The sequence below is a fragment of the Parabacteroides distasonis ATCC 8503 genome (genome assembly GCF_000012845.1).
Classification (GTDB): Bacteria; Bacteroidota; Bacteroidia; order Bacteroidales; family Tannerellaceae; genus Parabacteroides; species Parabacteroides distasonis.
This window is the reverse complement of sequence record NC_009615.1, coordinates 3,180,215-3,204,710: the sequence shown is the minus strand read 5'-3', so window position 1 is coordinate 3,204,710 and position 24,496 is coordinate 3,180,215. Positions and strand designations below refer to the sequence as shown.

Genomic DNA, 24,496 nt, shown 5'->3' with positions numbered 1-24,496 from the left:
GATGTAAGGAAACGAAAAGGAGCCGCTTATAAAGTGGCTCCTTTTTGTTGTAACCTCTTTTCATTTATCTTATTAGCTTTTGTTGTCTTGAATTTTCGAGAACATCTACGTCTTTTTTCCTATATTCGCGGGTATAATCTAGGATAGTATGCCAAATACAAAGGAACAATTCGAGCAAGTGATCTCCCTGTGCCGGGAGTTGTTCGAGAAGAAGTTGAAAGATTACGGGCCGTCGTGGAGGATCATGCGCCCCCAGTCGGTTACCGATCAGATATTTATCAAGGCGAACCGTATCCGTAGCTTGGAGATCAAGGGGACGAGCATGGTGGACGAGGGAATCCGTCCGGAGTTTATCGCTATCGTTAATTATGGTGTGATCGGCTTGGTCCAATTGGCGTTGGGATTTGCGGATACGACCGATATCACGATAGAGAAAGCCTTGGAATTATACGATAAATACATTGCGGAGACGAAGGAACTGATGTACGCCAAGAATCATGATTATGATGAGGCGTGGCGCAGCATGCGTATCAGCTCGTATACGGATCTTATTTTGATGAAGATTTATCGGACTAAGCAAATCGAGAGTCATGGAGGCAAGACGCTCGTTTCTGAGGGAGTGGACGCCAACTACATGGATATGATTAATTATGCCCTCTTCGGTTTGATCAAGCTGGAGTTTGGTGAGGAGTGAGCTACATGGAATATAAGGAAACCGTAAAGAAAGTGATCGCAGAGGTCTGCCGCCTGTTACTGGGAGTAGTCTTTATCTTCTCCGGGACGGTGAAGGCTGTCGATCCCATGGGAGGAGCCATTAAGATTGGCGACTATCTGACTTCCTTTGGGCTGGATAAGCTGCAACCTTTTACGGTATTGATCTCCTTCAACTTGTCCGCTCTGGAATTCATGCTGGGTGTCTGTATGCTATTAGGGGTGTACCGGCGGTATACGACCTTCTTGACCTTGCTGATGATGTCTTTCATGACGCCGCTGACGCTGTATCTGGCGATCTTCAATCCCGTATCGGATTGCGGTTGCTTCGGGGATGCCTTGGTGATCAGTAATTGGCAGACCTTCTATAAGAATGTCGTACTTTTGGCCGCCGCTATTTACGTGTTCATCCATAATCAGCGGCTTTTACAAGGCTATACCTACCATGTCTACTGGTTCGTGGCTTTGTGGTCATATGTCTTCGCTATCGGTTTCGCTTACCGGAATTATAATCATTTGCCGATCTTGGATTTCCGTCCCTATAAGTTGGGTGCGAATATCCCTGCCTTGATGTCGATACCGGAAGGTGCGCCCGAGGATGAATATGCGTATTCTTTTATTTACGAGAGGGATGGCGTACAGAAAGAATTTTCTTTGGAGAACGCCCCGGCCGATGATAGCACGTGGACTTTCGTGGATTCAAAGACCAAGCTGATCAAACAAGGATACGTTCCCCCCGTTACCACATTTCATATTTATAATGAGAATGACGCAGACGTGACTGATGAGTTGCTGAACGACCCGAAAGGTCTCTTTCTTTTGATCGCCCCCCGTCTGGAGAATGCGGATGATGAGCGTATTGACGAGATCAACAATGTATACGATTACGCCTTGGAGAACGGTTTGGGCTTTTATTGCGTGACGGGTTCTTCCGCCGAGGCTATCGCTACATGGAGTGATAATACCGGTGCCGAGTATCCGTTTCTTATGGCCGATGATGTCCTTTTGAAAACGATCATCCGCTCCAACCCGGGATTGGTCTTGCTGAAGAAAGGTACGATCTTGATGAAGTGGCATTACAACGATATTCCACAGGAAGAAGACCTGAAAACGATCGTAAACGGCTATCTGGAAGGAAATACCGACTGGAAAGCGAAAGAAGATGCCCGGCTAATAACCAACCTATTAAGTTTTACCGTACCTTTGTTGCTGGTTTGGGGATACGATGCCTTGCGCAATCGCCGTCGCCGGAAAGGAAAAGAATCTGAATAGAGATTTATTTGTATTACATATTTAAATTATTAAGTTATGAGAAAGAATATTGTTGCAGGAAACTGGAAAATGAACACTACTCTTGCTGAAGGTCTTGCTTTGGCTAAAGGTTTGGACGAGGCTTTGAAGGGTAAGACTCCGAATTGCGATGTGATCATCGGTACTCCGTTCACTCACTTGGCAAGCGTTGCTGCCGCTATCGATACAAACAAGATCGGTGTTGCCGCTGAGAACTGCGCTGACAAGGAAAAAGGTGCTTATACAGGTGAGGTTTCTGCCGCTATGGTAGCTTCTACTGGTGCGAAATATGTGATCTTAGGCCACTCTGAGAGACGTGCTTATTATCATGAGACTCCGGAAATCTTGAAGACGAAGGTTGAGTTGGCTTTGGCTAACGGTTTGACTCCGATCTTCTGCATCGGTGAGGTTTTGGAAGAGAGAGAAGCCGGTAAGCACTTCGAGGTAGTAGACGCTCAGATCGCTGGTTCTTTGTTCGACCTTTCCGCTGAGGATTTCGGTAAGATCATCTTGGCTTACGAGCCGGTATGGGCTATCGGCACGGGTAAGACTGCTTCCGCTGAGCAAGCTGAGGAGATCCACGCTCACATCCGCGCTACTTTGGCCGCTAAATATGGCAATGAGGTAGCTGATAACTGCACGATCCTTTACGGTGGTAGCTGTAACGCCGGTAACGCTAAGGAATTGTTCGCTAAACCGAACGTAGACGGTGGTTTGATCGGTGGCGCTTCTTTGGCCGTTGACAAATTCATGCCGATTATCGAGGCTTTTTAATTAATTCATAATAAGAAGGTATCTTTCCCCTCAATGAATGGGGAAAGATACTCTTTTTAATATTCTATCTATGAAAAGAATTCCTTGTATCTTATTGCTATTTGCCTTTATGATGGCCGGTACTTCATCTTTATTCGCTCAGACGGCGTTGGAAGGTGAGCGTTCGACCATATTCGATGCGTTGCAGAGATCCGGTTTGGGAAAAGGCGAGGTCGTTATCAATCAATCCGCCGCTATCCGCGAGATGGTGGGTGAGCGTATGCGTGGAGCGAACGTGGAGACGACAGATAGCCTTACCTTCTTGAAGGTACAAGGGTATCGTACGCAGGTATTTTCCGGTAATAACCAACGGGTCTCGAAAGACGAGGCTTTTCGTAAGGAGAAGGAAATCAAGGAGCTTTTTCCAGAGATCCCGACGTATGTCACTTACAACGCCCCGTTTTGGAAGTTGCGTGTGGGAGATTTCCGCTCGCATGAGGAGGCCTATCATATGATGCGCCTGTTGATGGGTGCTTTCCCGAAATACGGGAAGGAAATGTATATCGTACGAGAAGAGATAAAAATTCCCCTAAATTAAAGAGAATGTCAGAAGTAAACGAAGAGACGCTACGTGCCCGGGAAGCTTTGGCCGGCCATTATAAGGAAGTATTGGGTTTGCTGGGTGAGGACGTGGAGCGTGAGGGTCTGCTTAAAACGCCGGAACGTGTAGCGAAAGCGATGCAGTTTTTAACCAAGGGATACCATGAGGATCCGGAGGCGGTACTCCGTTCCGCCATGTTTCAGGAAGAGGATTACAAACAGATGGTTATCGTGAAAGATATCGATTTCTTCTCCCTTTGTGAGCATCATATGTTGCCTTTCTTTGGCAAGGCCCACGTGGCTTATATCCCCAAGAAATATATTACGGGCTTAAGCAAGATCCCTAGGGTAGTGGATATCTTCGCCCGCCGCCTTCAGATACAGGAGCGTATGACGATGCAGATCAAGGATTGCATCCAGAGGACCTTGGACCCGTTGGGCGTGATGGTCGTGATCGAGGCGCAGCATATGTGTATGCAGATGCGTGGCGTGGAGAAACAAAATTCCTTGACGACTACCTCTGATTTCACAGGCTTTTTCCAACAAGCTAAGACGCGCGAGGAGTTTATGAATCTGATCAAGCATAACCGCTGATGACTTAATACAAGTCGGCATGCGTACCAGTATCGGTCATGATCAAGACCAGTTCGGTATCGTTTTGTTGCCATATTAAGAGCCAGTCGCTTTTAATATGGCATTCCCATAGGCCCTCAAATTTACCGCTTAGTTTATGGGGGCGATATTGGTTGGGGAGCGTACCGGTTTCTTGAAGAATATCGATAACCCTTTGAAGTAGATGAAGTTCTAATCCCCTTTTCTTACACGTTTTAAGATCTTTCTTAAAATTCGTGGTGTATTCCAATCGGTACATGGGTCAACCAAGGATTTGTTGAAACATATCTTCTGCGTTTTTCGCTTTGTGTGTTCTTCCGGCCTTGATATCCTCCAGTCCCTTCTCTATACCGGACTTCTTCCTGCTGATATTCCAACCGAATTTCTTGGCCAGTTCTTTGAGCAAGGCCATGTCTACCTCCGGTAAGGTAATTTCTACTTTCTTGACTGTCACTTCCATATCTTGGGTTGTTTATAGATTGTATGTGACAAAAATACGTTTTTTTATTGAATTGATAATCATCTTTGAGAGATTTCGAGAAAGACGATCGAAGGATATGACAATCTGTTAGGATTGACAATTTGTAATCGGAAGTCTCGGAGAATCGGTTTTTCCGGGCTAAGGTACGTCTTGTGCTTGAATTTGAAAAAATAAATCAGCAATCGGTTCATTGATAGAGCAATGCCGAAAAATAGCCTTTTGTTCTAGCGAAAATAATTCATCGTAATTCATATCCGATGGAGCAAAAGGAGGGAAAAACGGTGTTACGATAGGGCTATAAGGAGGTAAGAATGCCCATTCACGACTACTTACAACCCTATTTGCGACTGCTTATAATGCCCAATGGCACTACTGGCGTTGCTTAACGCGACCGTATGTGTAGGCTTTTGTCGCCTAATGTGTATCGAAAACGGTCTTTTTCATTGGAAAAGCACTGTTTATTGTTATCTCCCCTCCTTTATCTTGTGATTCCTGTGGAAATGAGATGTTATGGAAAAGCTCTAATACTACTCAAAAAGACAGAAAAGCCTCTTCGTGGATGACTTTATGGAAATGAGAATTTTGCTTGATCAACAGCTGGAAAAAGCGTTTAGAAGTGAATAACTAATCACTTCTAAAGCCGTTAGTTATTCACTGGGTATACTCGTTAGTTATTCACTCGACAAGCCGCAAGTTATTCACTTCAGAAGGCAAAAGTAGGAGATTTTACCTTTCATCCCCCGGATACTTCCGTTGGTCACAATAATTTGATTGGATATTCCTGCTGATGTAATTTTGATATAAAAACGACATGAGCAGGAATTTTTTTATAGTAGTTCTATTGACAATTGGTTCTTTTAGCGGTTGGGGACAGGTCGATACGATAGCGGACCAGAAGCTACAGGAGGTGGTGATAATGGCTAAGCTCCCTACGGTAGAGATGAAACCGGGGAAGATGACTTATAGGCTGGATGCCTCTATCACCCAAAGCCAAGGGAATGTCTACGACGTGTTGACCAGTTTGCCGGGAATCGTGATACAAAACGATGGCACTATTTTCTTGAATGGTCAAAACGGAGCGAATATCTTGATGGATGGTAAGCCGACCTATTTATCGGGGCAAGATCTTGTCAACCTCTTAAAATCGACTCCTGCCTCCATTACAGATAAAATCGATTTGATTACGCAGCCATCGGCACGTTACGACGCTAGTGGAAACTCCGGTATTATCGATATACGTACGAAGAAGATATTGCGAAGGGGAATGAACCTTTCGGTAAATGGTAGTTATGACCAAGGTAAATATGGGGAAGGTTTCGCTTCTACTACCTTGAATCTGCGGACGAATAAGTTCAACTTCTATCTCTCTTATTCCTATTCCCGGAAGAATGATTACGATGATTTGTATGTGGAGAGAAGCTATCTGGAAGGTTGGCGGCCGGAAGGGGAGACCGGGCAGATGACGCAATCTTCCTATCGAACTTGGAAGAATAAGTCAAACTATTATCGTTTCGGGATCGATTATCAAATGTCGGAAAAGACTACGATAGGGCTTTCCACGGATGGAAATCTGGCGGGTAGCAAGGTTGAGGGAGACATGAACTCATCCATTCCTAAGCGATCTCCGCAAACCGGAGGTTTGCTTCGTACCTTGAACGACCAGAATCGTTCGCGGGATAATTTTACGGCTGTTTTAAGTTTAACACATACCTTTAACTCCGATGGCGGGGTCTTGGATGCCTCTATGGACTACTTGCGTTATCGATACGAGGAAGATCAATATTTGAATAGCCAAGATACCTTGTTTGGGGATATGGGTGGAGGAATCCATTTATACTCCGGACAAGTGAATCTGGTGTGGCCTTTCTCGAAATCCTTCACGTTCCATGCGGGCGCCAAGACCTCTTTCGTCTCTATCGATAATAACGCTGATTATAATCGGCTACAAGGCGACTCTTGGCAGTCGGACCATGACTTGAGTTGTGATTTTCAGTATGACGAGAATATAAACGCAGGCTATATACAGCTTGACGCCAAATTCTCTTCGGTAAGTCTGGAGGCAGGTCTTCGTCTGGAGAATACCCGTATAGAGGGTGAACAGTCGGGTAACGCTTATCAAAGAGACTCCTCCTTTACCAATCATTATACACATTTATTCCCTACGCTTTCTGTTCAGTATGCCTTGAGGAATGGGAATAGTCTGTCGCTTACTTATGGCAAACGGATTGTCCGTCCGAATTACCGGGACCTGAATCCGTTTGTATATATCCACGATGAGTATACGTATGATAAAGGTAACACCTTATTACGCCCGGAATTATCCGATAATCTGGAACTGGCCTATATATATGGCGATTTATTCCGGGTGGGGCTTGCTTTCAATTATACGAAGGATGTAATTATCAAGAGCTATTTGGATCAAGGGAACTATGTTGTTTATGTCTCACCGGAAAATCTCTCTTCCCGCGTCAGCGTAGGTCCTCGGCTCAGTACCTCCCAGTTACCGCTAACCTCATTTTGGAACGTGAACGTCAGCGCATCCTGGATCTATAACCGGTATCGTTTGCCGGAGAATTATCAAGTAAAGGTGAATGAGAGATGGACACCGAATATCGGGATCTCGAATCAGTTTAACTTTGCCCGGACTTGGAGCGCTGAACTTATCGGTTTCTATAATGGGAAAATGGCGGCGGGACAAGCTACGATCTATCCGTTATGGCAAATAAATGCCGGTATCCAGAAGAAGATATGGAAAGGCCGGGGAACGATCCAGTTATTCGCACGGGATATTTTCCATTCAAATGTATCGAGAATGAGCGTGATGACTCCCACCCAGCACGCTTTTATAAAAGAGCGGATGAACCGGACGGTAGTCGGTATTTCATTGACCTATCGTATAAATCGTGGTTTGGAGGTGAAAGAATCTCGCCGGAAGCATAGCGTAGATGAAAGTAAAAGAATAAATTTGTGAAACCTCTAGACAAATGGTTTATGAAAAAGATATATAAGTGGGTATATGCCATGATTTTTGCGGTCTCTTTGTATTCTTGTATCCGCTGGGTAACGGATTATACGAAAGAAGGACACTATTGGACACAGTCCTTGGGGAATAGTATCTTAGAAATCGTGATCCTTGCTTTTGTCTCTTATTTGTTTTTTATTTATTTCAGATGGCAGATCGAGAAGAGCCGAAGAGCGAAAGAACCGAATAGATGGAAATTTGTTTGGAGATCGTATGGAATGCCTTTCTTATTGATTATATTGGGTGTGAATGCTACGTTGGCAATAACCCGTATATTTACCGGTGATGCTTTCCATATGGACGATATAATAATCGCGAACGTGATAGGGTGTTTGTTTGCGTTTATGGTCTATAATGTTCAGCGAGCTCAAGTATTGGATAAAGATTACGCCGAGCAGCGTATCCAACTGGAAAAGATCAAGAATGATCAATTACAGACGGAATTGAAGTTCTTGAAATCCCAATATCATCCTCACTTCTTGTTTAATGCGCTTAATACCGTTTATTTCCAGATTGATGAAAGTAACAAGGCGCCTCGTCGCACGTTAGAGATGATATCCGAACTCTTGCGTTACCAACTGTATGGCGGTAATCAGAAGGTCAGTATCCTACAAGAAATTGATTATTTGAAAACTTATATAGCTTTGCGTAAGCTTCGTATGAGTGAACGCCTGCGGTTGCGTGTAGAGTTTCCGCCCGAATTGAATGAACTGAATATTTATCCGTTACTCTTCCTCCCGTTGGTAGAGAACGCTTTTAAATACGTAGGTGGCGATTATCAATTGGATATTATCATGAAATGGGAAAATAACCGGATCAGTTTGTTTATACGAAACTCCATCCCCGAGCTTTCAGCGGAGGACGAAGCGTTGCGTAAATCGGTGGATGAACGGCAACGTAAAGGCATCGGTCTGGTAAATTTACGCCGCCGATTATCTTTGTTGTATCCCAATAAGCACCGTTTGGAAACCCGGAAAGAAGAGACTGAGTTCGTAGCGGAATTAATGATTGAAATAGAAGATATATGACAATAACCTGCGTGATAACAGATGATGAGCCGATGGCCCGTAAAGGATTGCAATCGTATGTGGAGCGAGTGGATTTTCTCTCCTTGACCGGTGTATGTGAGGACGCTATCCAATTAAATACCCTGTTGAAAACTCAGCAGCCGGATTTACTTTTGTTAGATATCGAGATGCCTTATCTTTCCGGTTTGGATTTATTGGCGACCTTAAACCAGCCTCCCAAAGTGATCGTTACTTCCGCTTATGAGCAATATGCCTTGAAAGGGTATGAGCTGGATGTCGTGGATTATTTGCTGAAGCCTATTTCCTTTGAGCGTTTCTTAAAAGGCGTGAATAAGGTGCACGACCTGTTGGCTCGGGAGAATACGCCGGATGCGGATGCCTCGTTCTTCGTGAAAAGCGAGAAGCAAATGCGTAAGATCTACCTAAGAGATATCTTATTTGTAGAGGCGTTGGAAAATTATGTTAGTATCTATACTACTTCCGGTAGAGTATTGACCCATTCAACCTTGAAGCGGATCGGGGAATCCCTACCCGATGATCAATTTCTCCAAACGCATAAATCGTATATAATTAATGCGGATCGTGTCGATCTGGTAGAAGGGAATAGATTACGTATCGAATCCTATCAAATCCCGATCGCCCGTAATCTCAGAGATGTTGTATTTAAGCGTATCCTTAAGAATACGTTGTAATTATATGACTGTAGCTAGGTCATAGAGATGCGGCACATGCCGCGTCTCTACAACTGGGTATTTTGTTATTTGAATAACATTGGGGCGAATTTTGTGAGGTAGATGCGCCAGTTTTTCCAGATATGGCCGCCGTCGCTCTCGTAGTATTCGTATTTGTAGCCGTTATCGTCTAGTTTCTTGCGATAGTCTACGTTGTTCTTGTATAAGAAGTCGGTCTTGCCGATGGCGATCCAGTATAATTTCGGGTGCTTGCCGAATTGTACTTTCAGCTTCTCATCCATATTCTGGTAGATGGGAGATTCGGAGCCTTCACGGGGGAGGATAGCGGCAGAGAATAATCCTACGTAATCGAACATATCAGGATATTGCTTAGATATATGCAAAGAATGGAAACCGCCCATGGAAAGTCCGGCTATCGCACGGCTGGATTTCTTTTTTTCCACACGGTAATTGCTCTCGATAAACTTAATGACATCCGGGAAGCTGCTTTCCATGCTACCCTCCATGGTTTTAGGTAGTTGCATATTCGGCTTAACTAAACCTAGGCTGGATTCTCCCGGAGCGGCCTCTTGATCCGCGTTTCCGTTTGTCATAACCACGATCATCGGTTTTGCCTTACCTTGGGCGATCAAATTGTCTAAGATCTGGGCCGTACGTCCTAAGGCGATCCAAGCTTCCTCGTCGCCACCCATGCCATGTAAGAGGTAGAATACCGGATATTTTTTGCCACTTGTCTCATAGCCAGCCGGCGTATAAACGGTAATACGGCGGGTCTTTCCCAATGTCGGGCTCTCATACCAACGGCGAGCGACCGTTCCGTGAGGAACATCATTAACGCTGTATAAATCGCCCTGTCCACCCTTGATGATAAAGATATTCGTAACGGATGCCACGTCACGGTTCAGATAGACATTATTAGGATCTGTAGTCTTTAATCCATCGACAATAAAGGAATAGCTATATAATTCGGAGGGAAGAGGTTCCGGTGTGGTATATTCCCAAACGCCTTCTTTACCTTCCTTTAAATCAACGGTACCGGGTACATCCACTAAACCGAACTGAGTCTCCATCTTCTGTGTGGGAAGGAAATCTCCTGTTACCTGCACCTTGATCGCTTTGGGTGCCATGAACCGGAAGGTTACGGTGTTATCCGGATGAATCTCCGGAGAGATGATGTTCTGACTACCCCAAAGGGCTTGTTGGGCGAACGTGATCACGCTGATCAGCATGAATACGGCCAAGATTGATAATCTTTTCATAATGATAAATTTATTAATGGTATTACTGAGGTCTAAAGATTTTTACAAATGTAATGAATAATCTGTTACATGAGCAATAAATAGGCTCGATAATGTGTGTCTTTCGTGACGGGGCATAATGAGAGGTAGCCTTCTTGAATCCTTCCATTCGCAAAGCGAAGTGGATAAGTCTCAGACATGAGGCGGTGTTTCTCGAGAGCTTCTCCGGCTTCCTTCTCGTAAGAAACCCGGTAATCGCCAACAGCCCTAGGCGCTACATAATGCTGGAATAGACGTAAAGCGACCATTCCCATCGTGTACCGCATATTGATCTCAATGCAGGGATGAATAGCGAAAGATCCATCCTTTTGTCTATAGGCCAGCATATCCACACCTATACAGCCCGCGTAAGTAGATCCGTACACTTCTTGTAATACAGAGCCTACCGCCTCTTGGATGCGGGAATAGGTTTCTTCGCCCGTGAATCGGGTGATGCGAGAGAGCATGGTGGATTGTTCCTCTAGGATGTTGCCTGTATAGGAGCCTCGCTCCTCGGTATTGAAAACGGATAATCCCTCGTAACGGACAGTACCTTGCCCGTCGGAATAAAATTCCATGGCGAAATCCTGTACTTTGTCTAATCCGCTTTCGATACTGATCATTCCTTGTTTGTTGAATGCGCCCTCTATCCAGTTTTTCGTTTTTGTATCCGGTTTTCGTTTCTCTACCCATAGCAATCCCCGTCCGGAAGAGGAATAGGGTGTTTTTAATACGAAGGGAGCGTTGCATAAGATCATGTATCTCTCCACCTCCCGGATTTTCGTGCAGAAACGAGGCGCTACCGGAATAGGGAGATCGGGTAGGAGGGCCTGTATCTTTTCCAGACATTCCGCCGCCGTTTGCCTACCGGTAAGGCGAAAATAATCCTCTTTCCAAGTCGGGACGGATAGCCGGACTTTTGCCTTGTCCCTCAACTGCTCGAATAAATGAAGACTATGCGGGGAAAGTCCCCACGGGGCTGCGTCCATAGGAGAGAGGTAGGGAGCGTTTTTCATCAGCATCGCTTTTGTTACAGGTATAGGAGCCGGGTGTAGGTCTTTGGGCAAATGGGCGAAAAACGGAGGGGTTGCCTTACTATCTTCCAGATAGACAAAATCATCCTCTTCCGCATACCAAACCGGCAGCAGCGCCAAGTCTTTTTGCATTTTACGGACATTTGTCGGTGCCGTGTAGTTCTGTGTCCCTAAAAGTACGGCCGTCTCGTGGCCGGGATTGAAATAATGTATCCGTGACATAAAAGCGTAAAAACAACAAAGCCGTCTTTTTAAAGGACGGCTTTGCTCGGGTTTATGAGATTGTTATTCCAGATTCTCGTCGATGGCATCGATCTTCTTGACTGTTAAAGCCATATCCTCTTTCAGTTTTTCGATCTTGCGTTCCATTTCTTTCAGTAAACCGCCGCCGCCCTTGGAGGAAATGCTTAGGAAGCCGATGTTGTTCTCGTAAGTCTGAAGCTCGTTCTTCATGCGCTCGTACATACGCATCAACTTATCACGCTCGCTGAACAAACGGCCTTTACCTCTTTCGCCGCTGGTCATCTCGTTTAGGTTGTTGCGGAACGACTGCATCTTGCGATCGTTCTGGTCTACCTTCAAGCGATCGAATTGTTGGTCAACCGCCTCGTGATATTCCTTGTAGATCTTATCTTTCTCCTTGAACGGTACGAAACCGATCGTGTTCCATTCCGCCATATAAGACTTCAAGGTCGTGATAGCCTCATCATGTCCAAGGCTCTCGTCCATGCCCTTAATCTTAGCGATCAACTCTTTCTTAGCGGCCAAGTTGGTCTGCTCTATGCTCTTTTGGGAAACAACGTTCTTATTCTTTTGCTCGAAGAAATAATCACAAGCCGAGATAAAACGTTTCCAGACAGCGTCGGAATGCTTACGGGCTACCGGTCCGATCGTCTTCCATTCTTTCTGCAAAGCGATCATCTTATCCGTCGTATCCTTCCAGTCCGTACTATCCTTCAAAGCCTCGGCTTTCTCACATAACGCACGTTTAGCGTCGAGGTTTTTCTCCATATCGCTCTTGATCGCCTTGTAGAACTCGCTTTTCTTCTCGAAGTAGACATCGCAAGCGGCACGGAAACGTTCGAATATCTTTACATTATATTTTTTCGGAGCGAAACCAATCGTCTTCCATTTCTCTTGCAAGCCGATTACCTCCTTATTCTTTTCTTCCCAATCCTTAAACGATTTCAACGCACTGAAATCAATCGCCTCGATTTGTTCGCAAATCACGGTCTTCGCATCCAGATTCTCCTGCTCTTTCGCTTTCAGTTTCTCGAAGTGCTCTTGGTGACGCTTATTGATCACGGTTGAGGCAGCTTTGAAGCGAGCCCATAAATCCTCACGCAACTCTTTCGCCACCGGCCCGATCTCACGCCATTGCTGGTGCAGCTTCTGAAGCTGGTGGAAAGCGGAGATAACATCCGGCTCATTACCTAGTTTCTCTACGGTTTCGCACAAGGCGGTCTTCAATTCCAGATTCTTCTTGAAGTCGTAATCACGGAACTGATTGTTTATCTTGATAATATCATAGAATTTCTCGGTGTAGATCTGATAGTTCTTCCAAAGCTCGTTCACGTGCTCTTGGGGAACGGCCTTCACCTCTTTCCATCTTTGTTGGATGTCCTTGAAAGAGTTGTATAATTTATTGAAATCATCTTGGCTTTCGCAAAGCTCTTTCAACTGGTCGATTAACTGCAATTTCAAAGCGTAGTTAGCGGCCTTTACACGCTCTTCCTCGGCGAGGATAGCGGCTCTTTTCTCTTTATAAGAAGTGAGCAAATCCTTGATCTTGTTCTCGGTTTCGTCAGCGGGAGCTGTAAAATCCTTTTCTTCGCCACCATCAGCGATGAATTCCTTCTTGAGCTCTTCCACCTCGTTACGACGGATCTTGTAGTAAGCCTGTTTCAAAGCCTCTACTTCTCCACGGGAAGTCTCTACGGAAGTCTCAACAAGTTCGGTTAACTTAGCGAGAATTTCTTCTTTGGTTAATTTACCTGCGGCAATAGCAGCGTCCGCCTCCGCTGTATCGTTGGCTTCAACGTCTGCGGTAGCATCGATTTCCGGCGTCTCAACCGGTTTTTTAGTTTCTTCCAATTTCCCGGCTTCTTCCGGCAAATTAGTCTCAAGAGTGTCCTTCATATACAATCGCTTTTAAGAAAAGGATAAATACATTCCTATATCAAGTCACAAATTAAACTAAATATTTTTGGATTACAGCATTTCGGGGAAATTATTTATCTAAAAAGTCATTTTGGATACTAATAGATGTTAAGGTTGGCCTATTTCTCTTGATTCCGGTTGTAGAGACGGGGCATGCCCCGTCTCCCACCGTCTACTTATACTATTTAATCTTATTTATCCCAAGAAGGAAATCAATACGCCGGCAGCTACCGCCGAGCCGATCACTCCCGAGATATTACTAGCCATGCAATATTGCAAGACATGGTTCTTCGGATCATATTGCAACGCGATCTCATTCGCCACACGAGAGGCCATTGGCACGGCGCTTAAACCCGTGGCTCCGATAAGCGGATTGATTTTCTTCTTAGTGAACAAATTGAAAATCTTAACGAAGAAGATACCTCCGGCGATAGACAAGGCGAATGCCAAGAAACCGCCGATTACGATACCGATTGTTGTTAGGTTCAAGAACGCTTCCGTGGTCATGGTTGCCCCGACGGATAATCCGAGGAAGATCGTGGCTGCGTTCATGATACTGTTGGAAGCGGCATCGAACAGACGGAACGTATTGGTTCCGATCTCTTTTACAAGATTACCGAACATCAACATACCGATCAAAGGAACGGAGCTGGGAACAAACAGGGCGACTACGGTAGTTACCACGATCGGGAAGATAATCTTCAATACACGCAAATTCTTGATCTCCATGTTAGAAGGGTATTTCTTCTCTTGTTCCTTCATGTTGATCTGTAATTCTTTCTTAGAACACAGTAGCTTAACGACCAACGGGATGATAACCGGTACCAAAGCCATGTAAGAATAAGCGGCGATAGCGATCGGGCCTAGCAAATGCGGAGCCAATTTAATGGTCGTGAAGATAGCCGTCGGGCCATCGGCGCCACCGATAATACCTAAAGACGCTGCCTCTTTTGGTGTGAATCCCATCAAGATCGCTACCAAAAGCACCGTGAAGATTCCCAATTGAGCCGCGGCGCCGAAAATGGATAGGCGAAGGTTACGGAGCATCGGTCCGAAGTCGGTCAACGCACCGACACCCATGAAGATAATCGGCGGCAAGAAGCCCGTCTTGATCAACATATAATAGATGAAGTTCATCAAGCCAAGTTCGTGTGCGATATCATGCAGCGGCATTTCCCAGATGTTTCTCATCACGCCGTGTACATTAACCAACCCATTCTCATCCGCTTGAATCACTCCCATATCGCCTCCGGGGAAATTGGCGAGCAATACGCCGAACGCGATAGGCACGAGCAATAGCGGCTCGTATTGTTTCTTGATACCGAGGTAGAGCAATACGAACGCTATGGCATACATGATCAAGAACTGCGGTTCAGCAATGATATTGCTGAACGCAGTCATCTCATATAAGTTTTGAAATATCTCGTTCATTATTGAATCGTCATTAATACATCATCCTCAGATACGGCATCACCGGAAGACAGGCAGATCGCCGTGATCGTTCCCCCGAACTCGGCACGTACGGCATTGTATGTTTTCATGGCTTCCACGTAGCAAAGGACATCCCCTTCTTTCACTACGTCGCCCACCTTCACCGGGGTATCGGAAGCGTTCTTTACTAGGAAGAATTTACCTTCCAGCGGAGAAAGCACCTCTTTCCCAGCGCCTGCGGGAACGTTTGTTACCTCTGGGGCTGTCGGGGCGGGAGCCACTGTCGGTTTAACTTCCGGAGTTGAGCTGTTGGTATCACCAAAAGCGACGGTCACATGGTAAGCCTGTCCGTTTACATCTACGGTCATGACTTGCGGAGTCGTCGGCATCGTTAATGCAGCGGCAGGTGCCGGAGCCGGTGCGGCAGGAGTGGCGGGTACCGTCGGTTTACCGGCGTTCGCTTTCTCTGCCTTACGTTTTGCCACGTCTGCCTTAAACTCGACCTTGGCCTTTCCAGAGCGATATGCCTCGTATTGAGCGGGGTGCATGGCGTATTCGAAGAGTTCTTCCTCGTCCTCGCCAACTTCCCATTGTTTCTCGTTCATCAACTTGCGGTACTTATCCAACGCGTCCGGGTAATTGTCTTGAGGATTACCTTCGAAGAACTTACGTCCCTCGGCTTGCGCCTTCTCGATAATCTCGGGAGCCAACGGACCTGGGAGTCGTCCGGCTTTTCCAAGGATCATATCCCAGATATCATCGGCGATCATGCTCCAGCGGGCTTTCCCCTTCTCCATCTGCATGACGTTCATCAAAGCTAGGTTCTTCACGTATTGGCTGAATGGAGTTACCAATGGAGGATAACCGACACGTGGCCATACGTAAGCTACCTCGTCGAACAACTTGATCAATAACTGGTCTTGAGACATCAGCGGTTTGTTGTTCTTTATATTGCTCTTGTTGATCGTCTCTAGGTTCTTCTCAAGGTCTGCCATCAAGCTACCCATCATACCGCCCGGAAGTCCCGGTCCGATTAGCAAGGAATTCATCAACCGGTTCTTCGGGCTGATATACAATCCCAAGAAATCATCCATGAATTCTTGAACCAAGGCACGAACCTTCATATAAGCCTCCATATTGATCTCGGGCACCTTATAACCGGCGTCCTTCAACATAGCCTGTACGGTCAGCAAGTCCGCGTGCCCTGTACCCCAAGAAAGCGGCTCCATACCTACGTCGATATAGTCGCAACCCGCGTTACAAACCTCCATGATGGAAGCTACGTTAAAGCCGGGACCGGCATGGCTATGATATTGGATAGGGATCTCTGGATATTTTTCCTTGATATTGGCTACGATACGGCCTAATGTGTACGGACGTCCGATACCGGCCATATCCTTGATACAAATCTCATCCGCTCCGAGTTCGATCAACTCGAATGCCATCTTGGTATAATACTCAACCGTATGTACCGGAGAATGCGTGATACACAAGGAACATTGTGAGATCATACCGGCCTCTTTTGCGTATTTAATAGATGGGGCGATATTCCGTACGTCGTTCAGGCCGCAGAACGTGCGGGCGATATCCGTTCCTTGCGCTTTCTTTACCTTATAAAATAGCTGACGTACATCGTCGGGTACCGGGCTCATGCGAAGGCCGTTTAACGCACGGTCCAACATATGCGTCTGAATGCCTGCCGCATGGAAAGGTTTTGTCCATTCACGGACCGCTTTATTAGGATTCTCGCCGAATAATAAGTTGACTTGTTCAAATCCTCCGCCATTCGTTTCCACCCGGGCGAAACAGCCCATCTCGATAATTGCCGGAGCGACTCTGGTTAGTTGGTCTACGGTCGGGACATACTTTCCGGCGGATTGCCACATGTCTCTGAAGACCAAACTGAATTTGATTTCTCTTTTCATGATATTAATATGTATTATTTATACTTTCTCAATTTTGATAACTTTCCCCTGTCCACGGGTCACGGCACTGATTGCCGATACGATGGCGGCTGTCTCCTGTCCGGAAAGGCTACCGATCGCGGTGGTTTGCGTTGGAGTGGCCGTTTGTACCCGAACGGCTGCCGCTACTGGTTTCTTCGCTATGATCTCTTCCGGCGCGTATTTATTCACCAAGACGATAAGTCCTTTCCCCAGATAGATAACGATCAAAAGGATAGCAAATACGGTGGTCATTCCAACTACCATTAACAAAAGTCCTGTCTCTATATTCTCCATATTCTATATTTGTGGCTAGCTTAAAAGGTTTCTACAAAGGATTGAGCAACTTTCAGCCAAATTAAAAACAATCGCAAAATTATAAAATACTGGAAAACGATCTGTTACATTTTAATTAAAAAAATGAAAATAAATAAGCGAAACGGCCTTTTCGGTGAATGATTGTCAGCTTGAAAAAACACGTACGTGTTTTTTCCGATGCTTGTACGGCTGAAAATTCAAATATATTACCGTAACTTTGCGGTGGAACTCTAATAATGTAGAACTATAATAATTAAGGAATAAGACCATGGGAAATTTCTTTACATCTTTATTCTCTTCTTCCAAACCGGCCGAGGCGACGGAGGATAAGGCGAAGAACGAGCAGAAGAACTTTGATATCTTGAAATACGACGGCGTGCGTGCCCAGAAGATGGGAAAACTTGCTTATGCGATCAAATGCTTTACGGAGGCGCTGAATATACAGGAGGATTTTGAGACGATGAGCTATCTCGTCTCCGCTTATACGATGGCGAACGAGCTGGGGAAAGCCGAGGACGTGTTGAACCGGATGGTTGAGATGGAGCCGGATCATATCGCTACCCGCTTGACTCGCGTTAACTTATTGTTTATGTTGGATAAGGATGCGGAGGTCATAACCGATTGTTTGCACGTGATCGAGCTAGAGCCTTCTAATCATGTCGCTTATTTCATGATGGCAAAAGCGAAGAAAGCGACGAATGACGTATTTGGCGCTATCGCCGACCTAACGAGATCGATCTCCTTGAAGGAGGATTTCGCCGATGCTTATTTATTGCGTGCAGAGATTCTTTTAGGACTGGGACAAGCTAAAGAGGCGCTGCCCGATGTGGAGAAAGCGATCGAGATCGTGCCGGAGGAGGAAAGTTCTTATTTATTGAGAGGACGTATTCATATGGCTTTAGGGGATATCGAGGCTGCGAATTCTGATTTCCAGCAGGTCCTAGATCTAAATCCGTTTAATGAGGATGCTTGTATCTTATCTGGTCAGTTATTGATCGAGCAAAAGAAATATGACGAGGCGATCGCTTTCTTTGACGAGGCGATCGAGACGAATCCGTCTTTTGCCAAGGCTTATAGTGAGCGTGGGCGAGCCAAGAATCTGAAAGGAGATAAGACCGGTGCGTTCGAGGACTTGAAGAAATCTTTGGAACTGAATCCAGAAGGCGAAGAGGCCCAGAAGATGAACGGACAGCATTCGAATTTCGATAATATGTATAAAGGGGGAATCTTTTGATCAAGGTAACCACATTTTCAATCCCATTGGATACCTCTAGTTGTAGAGACGTAGCGTACTACGTCTCATCCCTTCAAAATGGTAACTTAAAGTAAGGACATACTACATTCCAAGACAAATTCCATACAATAAGTATATGAATGACATGGCTCTGTAAGTTATTGGACATTAGTGTCTTAAAAATACGATTGTGTTTTTCGCAAAAGACGTACGTGTTTTTTTGAAAAGTCGTAAATGTTTTTCGAGAAACACGTACGACTTTTTACCGAATCATTCGATAGAGAACAAGAGCATACATAGAAATATACGATAAGCCTCCCTTATCACTGGATCTTCTCGTATGAAACAGTACATCAAAAAATCTCTGGAAACGAGTTTATATTTTTTCTCAGCGTAGGTATCTCTATCGAAATGATAGGATTCTCTATCGTTTATTTCAGCAAGCCTCAAATTGCTAGTTTTACCCCTTAAAGTTGAAAGTTCCGCCTATTCCCTACATTAATGTATCCATCTAATTTTGTCCGTGTAAAAAGTTCACAAGCTTGATTTTGGAAACTTAGTCCCGATAGGACTAAATACTTTAAACAGGCTTAAGTAAAGAGGATATACAAGAAAGTATCAACTCTTTACCCTACAAGAAAACAGGTAAGGATGATTTTCATAAGTTCTTCTCTAAAGGGGATGGATTTATATAAGAGATTATAATATAAGGATTTAATAATAGGGCTAGATTAAATAGTCCTATCGGAACTAAAACGATCCTTATATTCTAAACAACGAGGAATAAGTTAAACGAATAAAATATAGGGACATGAAAATAAAGACAATAATCTCAAGTATTTGCTTGATGCTATTAGCAGTCGCTTGCTCGATGGAGGATGACGTGCTGAGGGACATGGAGATAGGAGATTCGGGAAATGTTGAGATAGAGATGGGAGAGGCCGCTTTTGTTCTTAAGACTTCTCTTTCTTCTTTGGAGACAAAATCCTTATCTGATGCTGGAACATTACCTGCTTCTATGGATGAGGCAGAGATTAATAATTGTACGTTGATATTTTTTGAGGGCACACAAGTCAGTTCCATAATGGAAGGGTTGTTTGTGAATAAGGAGAATTATATCGTTAAAACGAAAGACGGAACGAAAGATGATTGGGCTAAAGTGATTTTAAAAGTGAAAAAGCCTAGTCCTTATTCCGTGATGGTAATCGCTAATAGCTCGAAGTCGTTTGCGGGTTGCCAATCGGAAAATAATATAAAGGATATAATACAGGATGATAAGGATGCTTTGGTAAAAGTTGGGAAAATGGATATCAGTTTTGATACTGACTTTGCTGGCTATCCAACAATTGCGGAGGCATTGGGAAAGCCTTTAGAAATAGGTGCAATACCTCTTTCTCAACTAACAGCTCGAATAGAACTTGCGGAATTTAATGTTTCAGGTTTTCAAGGAGCATCTGTTAAAGAGAAGGTTACTGTTACAGGAGTGGATCTGTTAAACTTGAATCCTGAGAGTTATACGATAAATGAGCAAACTCATAAAAATGCGACTTATTTGTCTGAGAGTAAAACGTGTAATGTGGAGGTCTATAATGGGGTATCGGATCTTCCGTCAACTTATTCTTTTGTAGATAATAAGAATCTATTGTCTTTTTATTCTTTCCGGAATCTGGCGAAGGCAGAGAGTGATCAAGTAAAAATGCAGGTTCGGTTCAAAATAGGAAATAGCAATGAGGAAAGAACTACGAGGCCGTTTGTGATCAATAAGGAAGGAAATATCTTACATGGCGTTAAATCCGGATATGTTTATCGCTTGGTTGTCAATATGACTATTATTGGAGATAAAGTCGAGACAGAACTACTTTGCTATACAAGAGATTGGTTGAATAATACCATATCCATTCCTATGGAAGATAATTAAGGTGTAAACGGGTAAAATAAAAATACAAGATTATGAAAATAAGGAATATATTATCAGTGCTGTTTGTTGGACTGCTTTTCACGAGCTGTAACTCGGAAGAAGAAGTTCAGCGAGGAAATGAGGACGGGCGGGATATCTCATTCTCTATGACTCTTACTTTGGGAGAAGTGACAGCGATGACGAAAGCTGGAGGGGATATCGCTGAAGGGTATACATATTCGACAGAGGATGAGGTAAAAGTGAATAATGTTGTGGTCGCTATATTTAATGAGGCGAATGGAACTGTGGGTGAGTGCTTGGAGTACAAGTCTGTAGCGTTTGACGGGGGAATTCCCAATTCTACCGTAACGATTGATGGAAAAACATTGATTGCTTATAAAATTGATAATATACAAGCAAAGACAGGTAAGGTTCGTATCGTAGCGATTGCGAATTCAACGCATTATGAGGACTTGGCTAGATTGGGAACGACTACTTATGAGAACCTGAAAGGTTTGTCGGAAACCGTTTCAGGTGGAACTTTTGATGCTTCAAATTTGGTAAAGGTCGGGGAGTTGGCTGCGTATGACCTAAATACGGCTGTGACAAGTATATCTGTTCCGATGACACAATTAGCGGCACGCATCGATATGAAGTTTACGGTAGATGAAGAGCCGGAGACTGTGTCTGCAACAGCTGATACAAAAATAACTAACCAGTGGTTCTATACTGTAACTAAACTTACGATCAAGAATATCAATCAGAAATCAGATTTAATATTGCTTGGTCGAGATAATCAATATGATGATGCTTTCTCTACGGCAAAGGATATTACATTGCAAAATGGCGTTGCGTTACCTTTTTATACCTATGAGAAGTTGAACACGACGTTAACCCCATTGTCTATATATGTAACGGGTGATTTACAAAAGATACAGGTCACGACTACCTTTAATGAGGATATGACTATTCAAAATGTAACAAAGGGAAGTATTATAGAGGAAGAGAAAGATCATTCTTATAAATATGAGGATTTTAATCCTACAACAGAACTTGAGGGATGTACGACAAATGGTATCATACATGGTAATAGATATGAGCTTACAGGTAAAATATCCATGAAGACACAACGAATCAACTTTATGGTATCTACAACACCGTGGGAAGGCGTGGAAAAGTTTGTCGTGGATGTGGTTATTGCAGATTTGAAGTATTTGTTCGTTAGGGAGACTAAGGTGGTGATGGCGAATATCACTGAGTATAAGATTGAGTTTGCTTCTAGCTCGAATATTACGATTGATCAACCATCTTATGCGACTTATGAAAAGTATGAGTTAAAAGGAAATGTTATTACTAAAGGTACAGGATACTATGATAATAAAGATAAGCAGTATCCGTCTATAATAGGAGATTTAGGAAAGAGTGGATATATTAAAATTACGAGTAAATTACCAGAGAATTATTTCCCAAAGCAATTTGTTTTTGGAGTTCATAATGTAGAGGGTTTGAAAGTATTAGGAATTGCAGTGGATCAGTATCCTCCTCAATATCTGACAGGAGTTGTGTCTGGGGGAACTAATACACCCGCCAGTCCGACGGGTAGTACTAATCCCAATTTGTTTACTGTAACGACTATTGCTCCGGGAACATTAGTTATTGGCGATCCTTATGATAAAATTACAGGACTAACAAAAAATGATATGTTGTCCAATGAATTGGTTTCGCCAAGATTTGTAGTTGCATCTCGATATGGAACGGTGTCTGGTGGTAGTTATAACTATGATAAAGCAGTTAAACGTTGTGAGGTGTATGAAGAGCATTATACGGATGAAAGAGGGGTTTATCATTCTTATGAAGCAGGAACGTGGCGATTACCTACTTTGGCAGAATTGGAATTTATGTATACGATACAGAATTCAGATCAAGTAGTAAATTATTTATACAATACGGGGGGGCAGTATTGGAGTGCTAGAAAATATTGGTGTTATTATTTTGGAGCCAAGGGTACAGGTTACAGATATGAAACAACAAATAGCACTAATAGCAATAGATTTGTTCGCTGTGTACATGATCTTTACTGATTTTATGAACCTTTAATATTAGGTAATTATGATAAAAAAAATATATGGCTTGTTTTCTGTATTGCTGTTGCTCGCTTCATGTGCGACAGAGGAAATAGAACAAATAGAAATTCAACCGACAGATGGATCAATGGTTTCTCTTTCATTCTCTGTAGATGCTCCGAATGCTCTTGAGATTACGAAAGCGACCGGGGATGTGGAGAAAGGTGTTGAGTCCTTATATCTATATACATTTAATGAGGATGGAGAGTTTATCTCTCCAGTTGTAGAGGCTGTTGTTTCTGGCAATGGATATACGGCTTCTATCTCAAAAGAGACCCGTACCATCCATTTTGTCGCCAATGATGGAACGTTAACCCCTTCCCTAGAAAGCGGAATGGCCTCGTTAGGAACAGATAAGCAAATCTTTTGGGGAAAGAGAACTTTTAGTGAAATTCCTGCGAAAAATATAAGCAATAATCTAGAAGATGCTGGTAACAACAATGTTGAACTACTACGAAACTGGGCCAAAATAACGCTGAATCTCTCATCGGAGGCAGCTGTGAAATTGAAAAATGTTTCTTATCTCATTTATAATGAATCACAGTTGGCATCTATCGGTTATAAAGATGCGGGAAAGTTGAATATTCCAAATCAAGATTTTTATGCGCCCCAGAATGAGCCAGATGCTAGTAAATATGCGAAGCCGGGTGAATCTGTGTATACTTTTGAACATTATAATCAAGATAAGAATGCGACTTTTGTTATTATTAAGGCGCAATTTGATGGTAGCAAGACCTATACATATTATAAGATTGATCTTGCCGTAAAGGATGAGAATGATAAGGTAACTCGTGTTTATGATGTCGTTCGTAATTATGCCTTTAATATAACGGTCAAGAGCGTTTCCAGAAAAGGAGCTACGTGGGCTGAGGTTATAGATGAAAATGTGATAGCGGATAATAATATCACGGCCTCGGCTATTATGGAAAAGTATCCGAATATAACTTATGATGGCGAGGCCTTGAATGTTACAAAGACGACATTCGTTTTTACGGGCTCTTCTAACACATTGTCGATGACTGCGACATATGCGGGAACAGGGCAGTTGAGTGTGGTTCCGGGTGAGGGAATGTCGGATGTCGTAGATGGTAACTTAAGTTATCCTTCTTGGATACCTTCTGGCAATCAGACGATAACGATTACAGCCAATATAAAGCCGGCTCCTGACTCCGGTGAGAAGATAGCGTATTTCTACGTGGTAGGAGGTAATTTGCAGCGTAAGATTAAATTGGTCTTACGTCCCCCTTATGACTTTATTAATCCGAGATTTGAAGACGTGAAGGAGGGGACGGGTACAAATGAAATTGCCGCAGGTCAGAAGCAAGATGCTTATCTGAAATTCTCGATACCGGAAGATATTGATGAATCCTTATTCCCCATTGAATATAAGATATATACTAAAAAACTGTATGCAGTAGAACCCGGTGTTCGTTTGGAAACGACCGGAGCGAGCGATTGGTACTACGTCTATACGGATCAGATATTTAGTCCTGAAGAGAAGGTTATTCAATTTAAAACAAATACAGCAAATGATGATGAAGATGATGTTATTTTAAAGGCTGATTTATTCAATCCTGTTTCTGATTTGAGTTATACTAGACCTGAAAAAGTTAAAGAGACGAAAACTTTCTATTTGCAATGTCGAAGAAATGGAAGCAATGTGGGAAGTAATGTAACGATCACTTATTCCATATCAAGTGGTGGAGGAGCAGCAATTAGAACTAATAATAGCTCTAAAATAATATTGGATAAAGTATCCGTGTATGCAGATGATGAAATAACGTTTACACACACATCTTGGGGAGGTACGTATACTGCGAAAATGTCTGTATCTGATTTGGCGAAAAGTAGTACCAGTAATTATGTATTTGTGGATATGAGATAATAATA

The 24,496-nt window shown here is 43.7% G+C and carries 20 protein-coding genes; 12 read left to right on the top strand and 8 right to left on the bottom strand.

Annotation, left to right across the window (positions count from 1 at the left end; translation table 11 throughout):
• Positions 1-148 precede the first annotated feature (148 nt).
• The 5 genes from BDI_RS13480 to folE all read left to right on the top strand — a co-directional run bounded on the left by BDI_RS13480 (position 149) and on the right by folE (position 3,948).
• Positions 149-694: a DUF1599 domain-containing protein gene (locus BDI_RS13480; RefSeq protein WP_005860977.1), complete on the top strand. Its 546-nt coding sequence runs from the start codon at positions 149-151 to the stop codon at positions 692-694.
• 5 nt (positions 695-699) lie between these two features.
• Positions 700-1,983, top strand: a complete 1,284-nt coding sequence (locus BDI_RS13475; protein WP_005860979.1) for a BT_3928 family protein — start codon at positions 700-702, stop codon at positions 1,981-1,983.
• A 36-nt stretch (positions 1,984-2,019) separates the two neighbouring features.
• On the top strand, positions 2,020-2,775 hold the full coding sequence (gene tpiA, locus BDI_RS13470) for a triose-phosphate isomerase (protein ID WP_005860982.1): 756 nt from the start codon (positions 2,020-2,022) through the stop codon (positions 2,773-2,775).
• A gap of 70 nt (positions 2,776-2,845) precedes the next feature.
• The gene (locus BDI_RS13465) at positions 2,846-3,352 is read left to right on the top strand and encodes a hypothetical protein (RefSeq protein ID WP_005860984.1); all 507 of its coding nucleotides are present in this window, start codon (positions 2,846-2,848) and stop codon (positions 3,350-3,352) included.
• Between the two features lie 5 nt (positions 3,353-3,357).
• Complete coding sequence (folE, locus tag BDI_RS13460; protein ID WP_005860986.1) at positions 3,358-3,948, top strand: GTP cyclohydrolase I FolE; 591 nt, start codon at positions 3,358-3,360, stop codon at positions 3,946-3,948.
• Positions 3,949-3,952: 4 nt separating this feature from the next.
• On the opposite strand, the gene BDI_RS13455 is transcribed toward folE, so the two are convergent.
• On the bottom strand, positions 3,953-4,225 hold the full coding sequence (locus BDI_RS13455) for a type II toxin-antitoxin system RelE/ParE family toxin (RefSeq protein ID WP_005860988.1): 273 nt from the start codon (positions 4,223-4,225) through the stop codon (positions 3,953-3,955).
• Between the two features lie 3 nt (positions 4,226-4,228).
• Entirely contained in the window at positions 4,229-4,426 is a 198-nt protein-coding gene (locus BDI_RS13450) for a hypothetical protein (protein ID WP_041525590.1), read from the bottom strand.
• A gap of 832 nt (positions 4,427-5,258) precedes the next feature.
• On the opposite strand from BDI_RS13450, the gene BDI_RS13445 reads away from it, so the two are divergent.
• Genes BDI_RS13445 through BDI_RS13435 form a run of 3 tightly spaced genes read left to right on the top strand, consistent with a single transcriptional unit; the run spans position 5,259 to position 9,189 of the window.
• Complete coding sequence (locus tag BDI_RS13445; protein WP_011966946.1) at positions 5,259-7,418, top strand: TonB-dependent receptor domain-containing protein; 2,160 nt, start codon at positions 5,259-5,261, stop codon at positions 7,416-7,418.
• A 20-nt stretch (positions 7,419-7,438) separates the two neighbouring features.
• Positions 7,439-8,497: a sensor histidine kinase gene (locus BDI_RS13440; protein ID WP_011966945.1), complete on the top strand. Its 1,059-nt coding sequence runs from the start codon at positions 7,439-7,441 to the stop codon at positions 8,495-8,497.
• Positions 8,494-9,189 carry a LytR/AlgR family response regulator transcription factor gene (locus BDI_RS13435; protein WP_005866589.1) on the top strand — a complete coding sequence of 232 codons (696 nt, stop codon included), beginning with the start codon at positions 8,494-8,496 and terminating at the stop codon, positions 9,187-9,189. Before BDI_RS13440 ends, BDI_RS13435 begins: the two co-directional genes overlap by 4 nt.
• A gap of 65 nt (positions 9,190-9,254) precedes the next feature.
• Here the strand turns inward: BDI_RS13435 and BDI_RS13430 are convergent, their stop codons facing one another.
• The 6 genes from BDI_RS13430 to BDI_RS13405 form a co-directional block, all read right to left on the bottom strand.
• Positions 9,255-10,448 (bottom strand): esterase, encoded by a 1,194-nt coding sequence (locus BDI_RS13430; RefSeq protein WP_008780628.1) that lies wholly within the window; start codon positions 10,446-10,448, stop codon positions 9,255-9,257.
• Positions 10,449-10,513: 65 nt separating this feature from the next.
• The gene (locus BDI_RS13425) at positions 10,514-11,722 is read right to left on the bottom strand and encodes a hypothetical protein (protein WP_041525589.1); all 1,209 of its coding nucleotides are present in this window, start codon (positions 11,720-11,722) and stop codon (positions 10,514-10,516) included.
• A 63-nt stretch (positions 11,723-11,785) separates the two neighbouring features.
• Positions 11,786-13,639 (bottom strand): DUF349 domain-containing protein, encoded by a 1,854-nt coding sequence (locus tag BDI_RS13420; RefSeq protein ID WP_011966943.1) that lies wholly within the window; start codon positions 13,637-13,639, stop codon positions 11,786-11,788.
• A 216-nt stretch (positions 13,640-13,855) separates the two neighbouring features.
• Positions 13,856-15,091, bottom strand: coding sequence for a sodium ion-translocating decarboxylase subunit beta (locus tag BDI_RS13415; protein WP_009276413.1), 1,236 nt, complete (start codon positions 15,089-15,091; stop codon positions 13,856-13,858).
• The gene (locus BDI_RS13410) at positions 15,091-17,016 is read right to left on the bottom strand and encodes a biotin/lipoyl-containing protein (protein WP_009276414.1); all 1,926 of its coding nucleotides are present in this window, start codon (positions 17,014-17,016) and stop codon (positions 15,091-15,093) included. The genes BDI_RS13415 and BDI_RS13410 overlap by 1 nt, the downstream gene beginning before the upstream one ends.
• 18 nt (positions 17,017-17,034) lie before the next feature.
• On the bottom strand, positions 17,035-17,331 hold the full coding sequence (locus BDI_RS13405; protein ID WP_010185308.1) for an OadG family protein: 297 nt from the start codon (positions 17,329-17,331) through the stop codon (positions 17,035-17,037).
• Between the two features lie 289 nt (positions 17,332-17,620).
• Between BDI_RS13405 and BDI_RS13400 the strand changes: the two genes are divergently transcribed.
• The 4 genes from BDI_RS13400 to BDI_RS13385 all read left to right on the top strand — a co-directional run bounded on the left by BDI_RS13400 (position 17,621) and on the right by BDI_RS13385 (position 24,491).
• Positions 17,621-18,586, top strand: a complete 966-nt coding sequence (locus BDI_RS13400; RefSeq protein WP_011966942.1) for a tetratricopeptide repeat protein — start codon at positions 17,621-17,623, stop codon at positions 18,584-18,586.
• Between the two features lie 811 nt (positions 18,587-19,397).
• Positions 19,398-20,504 carry a hypothetical protein gene (locus BDI_RS13395; RefSeq protein WP_011966941.1) on the top strand — a complete coding sequence of 369 codons (1,107 nt, stop codon included), beginning with the start codon at positions 19,398-19,400 and terminating at the stop codon, positions 20,502-20,504.
• A gap of 32 nt (positions 20,505-20,536) precedes the next feature.
• Positions 20,537-22,564: a fimbrial protein gene (locus BDI_RS13390; protein WP_011966940.1), complete on the top strand. Its 2,028-nt coding sequence runs from the start codon at positions 20,537-20,539 to the stop codon at positions 22,562-22,564.
• Between the two features lie 28 nt (positions 22,565-22,592).
• On the top strand, positions 22,593-24,491 hold the full coding sequence (locus BDI_RS13385; protein ID WP_011966939.1) for a hypothetical protein: 1,899 nt from the start codon (positions 22,593-22,595) through the stop codon (positions 24,489-24,491).
• The last annotated feature ends 5 nt before the right edge of the window (positions 24,492-24,496 follow it).

Excerpts from the sequence above, each read along its gene's own strand:
- BDI_RS13480 (WP_005860977.1), top strand. The coding sequence starts at position 149 with ATGCCAAATACAAAGGAACAATTCGAGCAAGTGATCTCCCTGTGCCGG.
- BDI_RS13475 (WP_005860979.1), top strand. The coding sequence starts at position 700 with ATGGAATATAAGGAAACCGTAAAGAAAGTGATCGCAGAGGTCTGCCGC.
- tpiA (WP_005860982.1), top strand. The coding sequence starts at position 2,020 with ATGAGAAAGAATATTGTTGCAGGAAACTGGAAAATGAACACTACTCTT.
- BDI_RS13465 (WP_005860984.1), top strand. The coding sequence starts at position 2,846 with ATGAAAAGAATTCCTTGTATCTTATTGCTATTTGCCTTTATGATGGCC.
- folE (WP_005860986.1), top strand. The coding sequence starts at position 3,358 with ATGTCAGAAGTAAACGAAGAGACGCTACGTGCCCGGGAAGCTTTGGCC.
- BDI_RS13455 (WP_005860988.1), bottom strand. The coding sequence starts at position 4,225 with ATGTACCGATTGGAATACACCACGAATTTTAAGAAAGATCTTAAAACG.
- BDI_RS13450 (WP_041525590.1), bottom strand. The coding sequence starts at position 4,426 with ATGGAAGTGACAGTCAAGAAAGTAGAAATTACCTTACCGGAGGTAGAC.
- BDI_RS13445 (WP_011966946.1), top strand. The coding sequence starts at position 5,259 with ATGAGCAGGAATTTTTTTATAGTAGTTCTATTGACAATTGGTTCTTTT.
- BDI_RS13440 (WP_011966945.1), top strand. The coding sequence starts at position 7,439 with ATGAAAAAGATATATAAGTGGGTATATGCCATGATTTTTGCGGTCTCT.
- BDI_RS13435 (WP_005866589.1), top strand. The coding sequence starts at position 8,494 with ATGACAATAACCTGCGTGATAACAGATGATGAGCCGATGGCCCGTAAA.
- BDI_RS13430 (WP_008780628.1), bottom strand. The coding sequence starts at position 10,448 with ATGAAAAGATTATCAATCTTGGCCGTATTCATGCTGATCAGCGTGATC.
- BDI_RS13425 (WP_041525589.1), bottom strand. The coding sequence starts at position 11,722 with ATGTCACGGATACATTATTTCAATCCCGGCCACGAGACGGCCGTACTT.
- BDI_RS13420 (WP_011966943.1), bottom strand. The coding sequence starts at position 13,639 with ATGAAGGACACTCTTGAGACTAATTTGCCGGAAGAAGCCGGGAAATTG.
- BDI_RS13415 (WP_009276413.1), bottom strand. The coding sequence starts at position 15,091 with ATGAACGAGATATTTCAAAACTTATATGAGATGACTGCGTTCAGCAAT.
- BDI_RS13410 (WP_009276414.1), bottom strand. The coding sequence starts at position 17,016 with ATGAAAAGAGAAATCAAATTCAGTTTGGTCTTCAGAGACATGTGGCAA.
- BDI_RS13405 (WP_010185308.1), bottom strand. The coding sequence starts at position 17,331 with ATGGAGAATATAGAGACAGGACTTTTGTTAATGGTAGTTGGAATGACC.
- BDI_RS13400 (WP_011966942.1), top strand. The coding sequence starts at position 17,621 with ATGGGAAATTTCTTTACATCTTTATTCTCTTCTTCCAAACCGGCCGAG.
- BDI_RS13395 (WP_011966941.1), top strand. The coding sequence starts at position 19,398 with ATGAAAATAAAGACAATAATCTCAAGTATTTGCTTGATGCTATTAGCA.
- BDI_RS13390 (WP_011966940.1), top strand. The coding sequence starts at position 20,537 with ATGAAAATAAGGAATATATTATCAGTGCTGTTTGTTGGACTGCTTTTC.
- BDI_RS13385 (WP_011966939.1), top strand. The coding sequence starts at position 22,593 with ATGATAAAAAAAATATATGGCTTGTTTTCTGTATTGCTGTTGCTCGCT.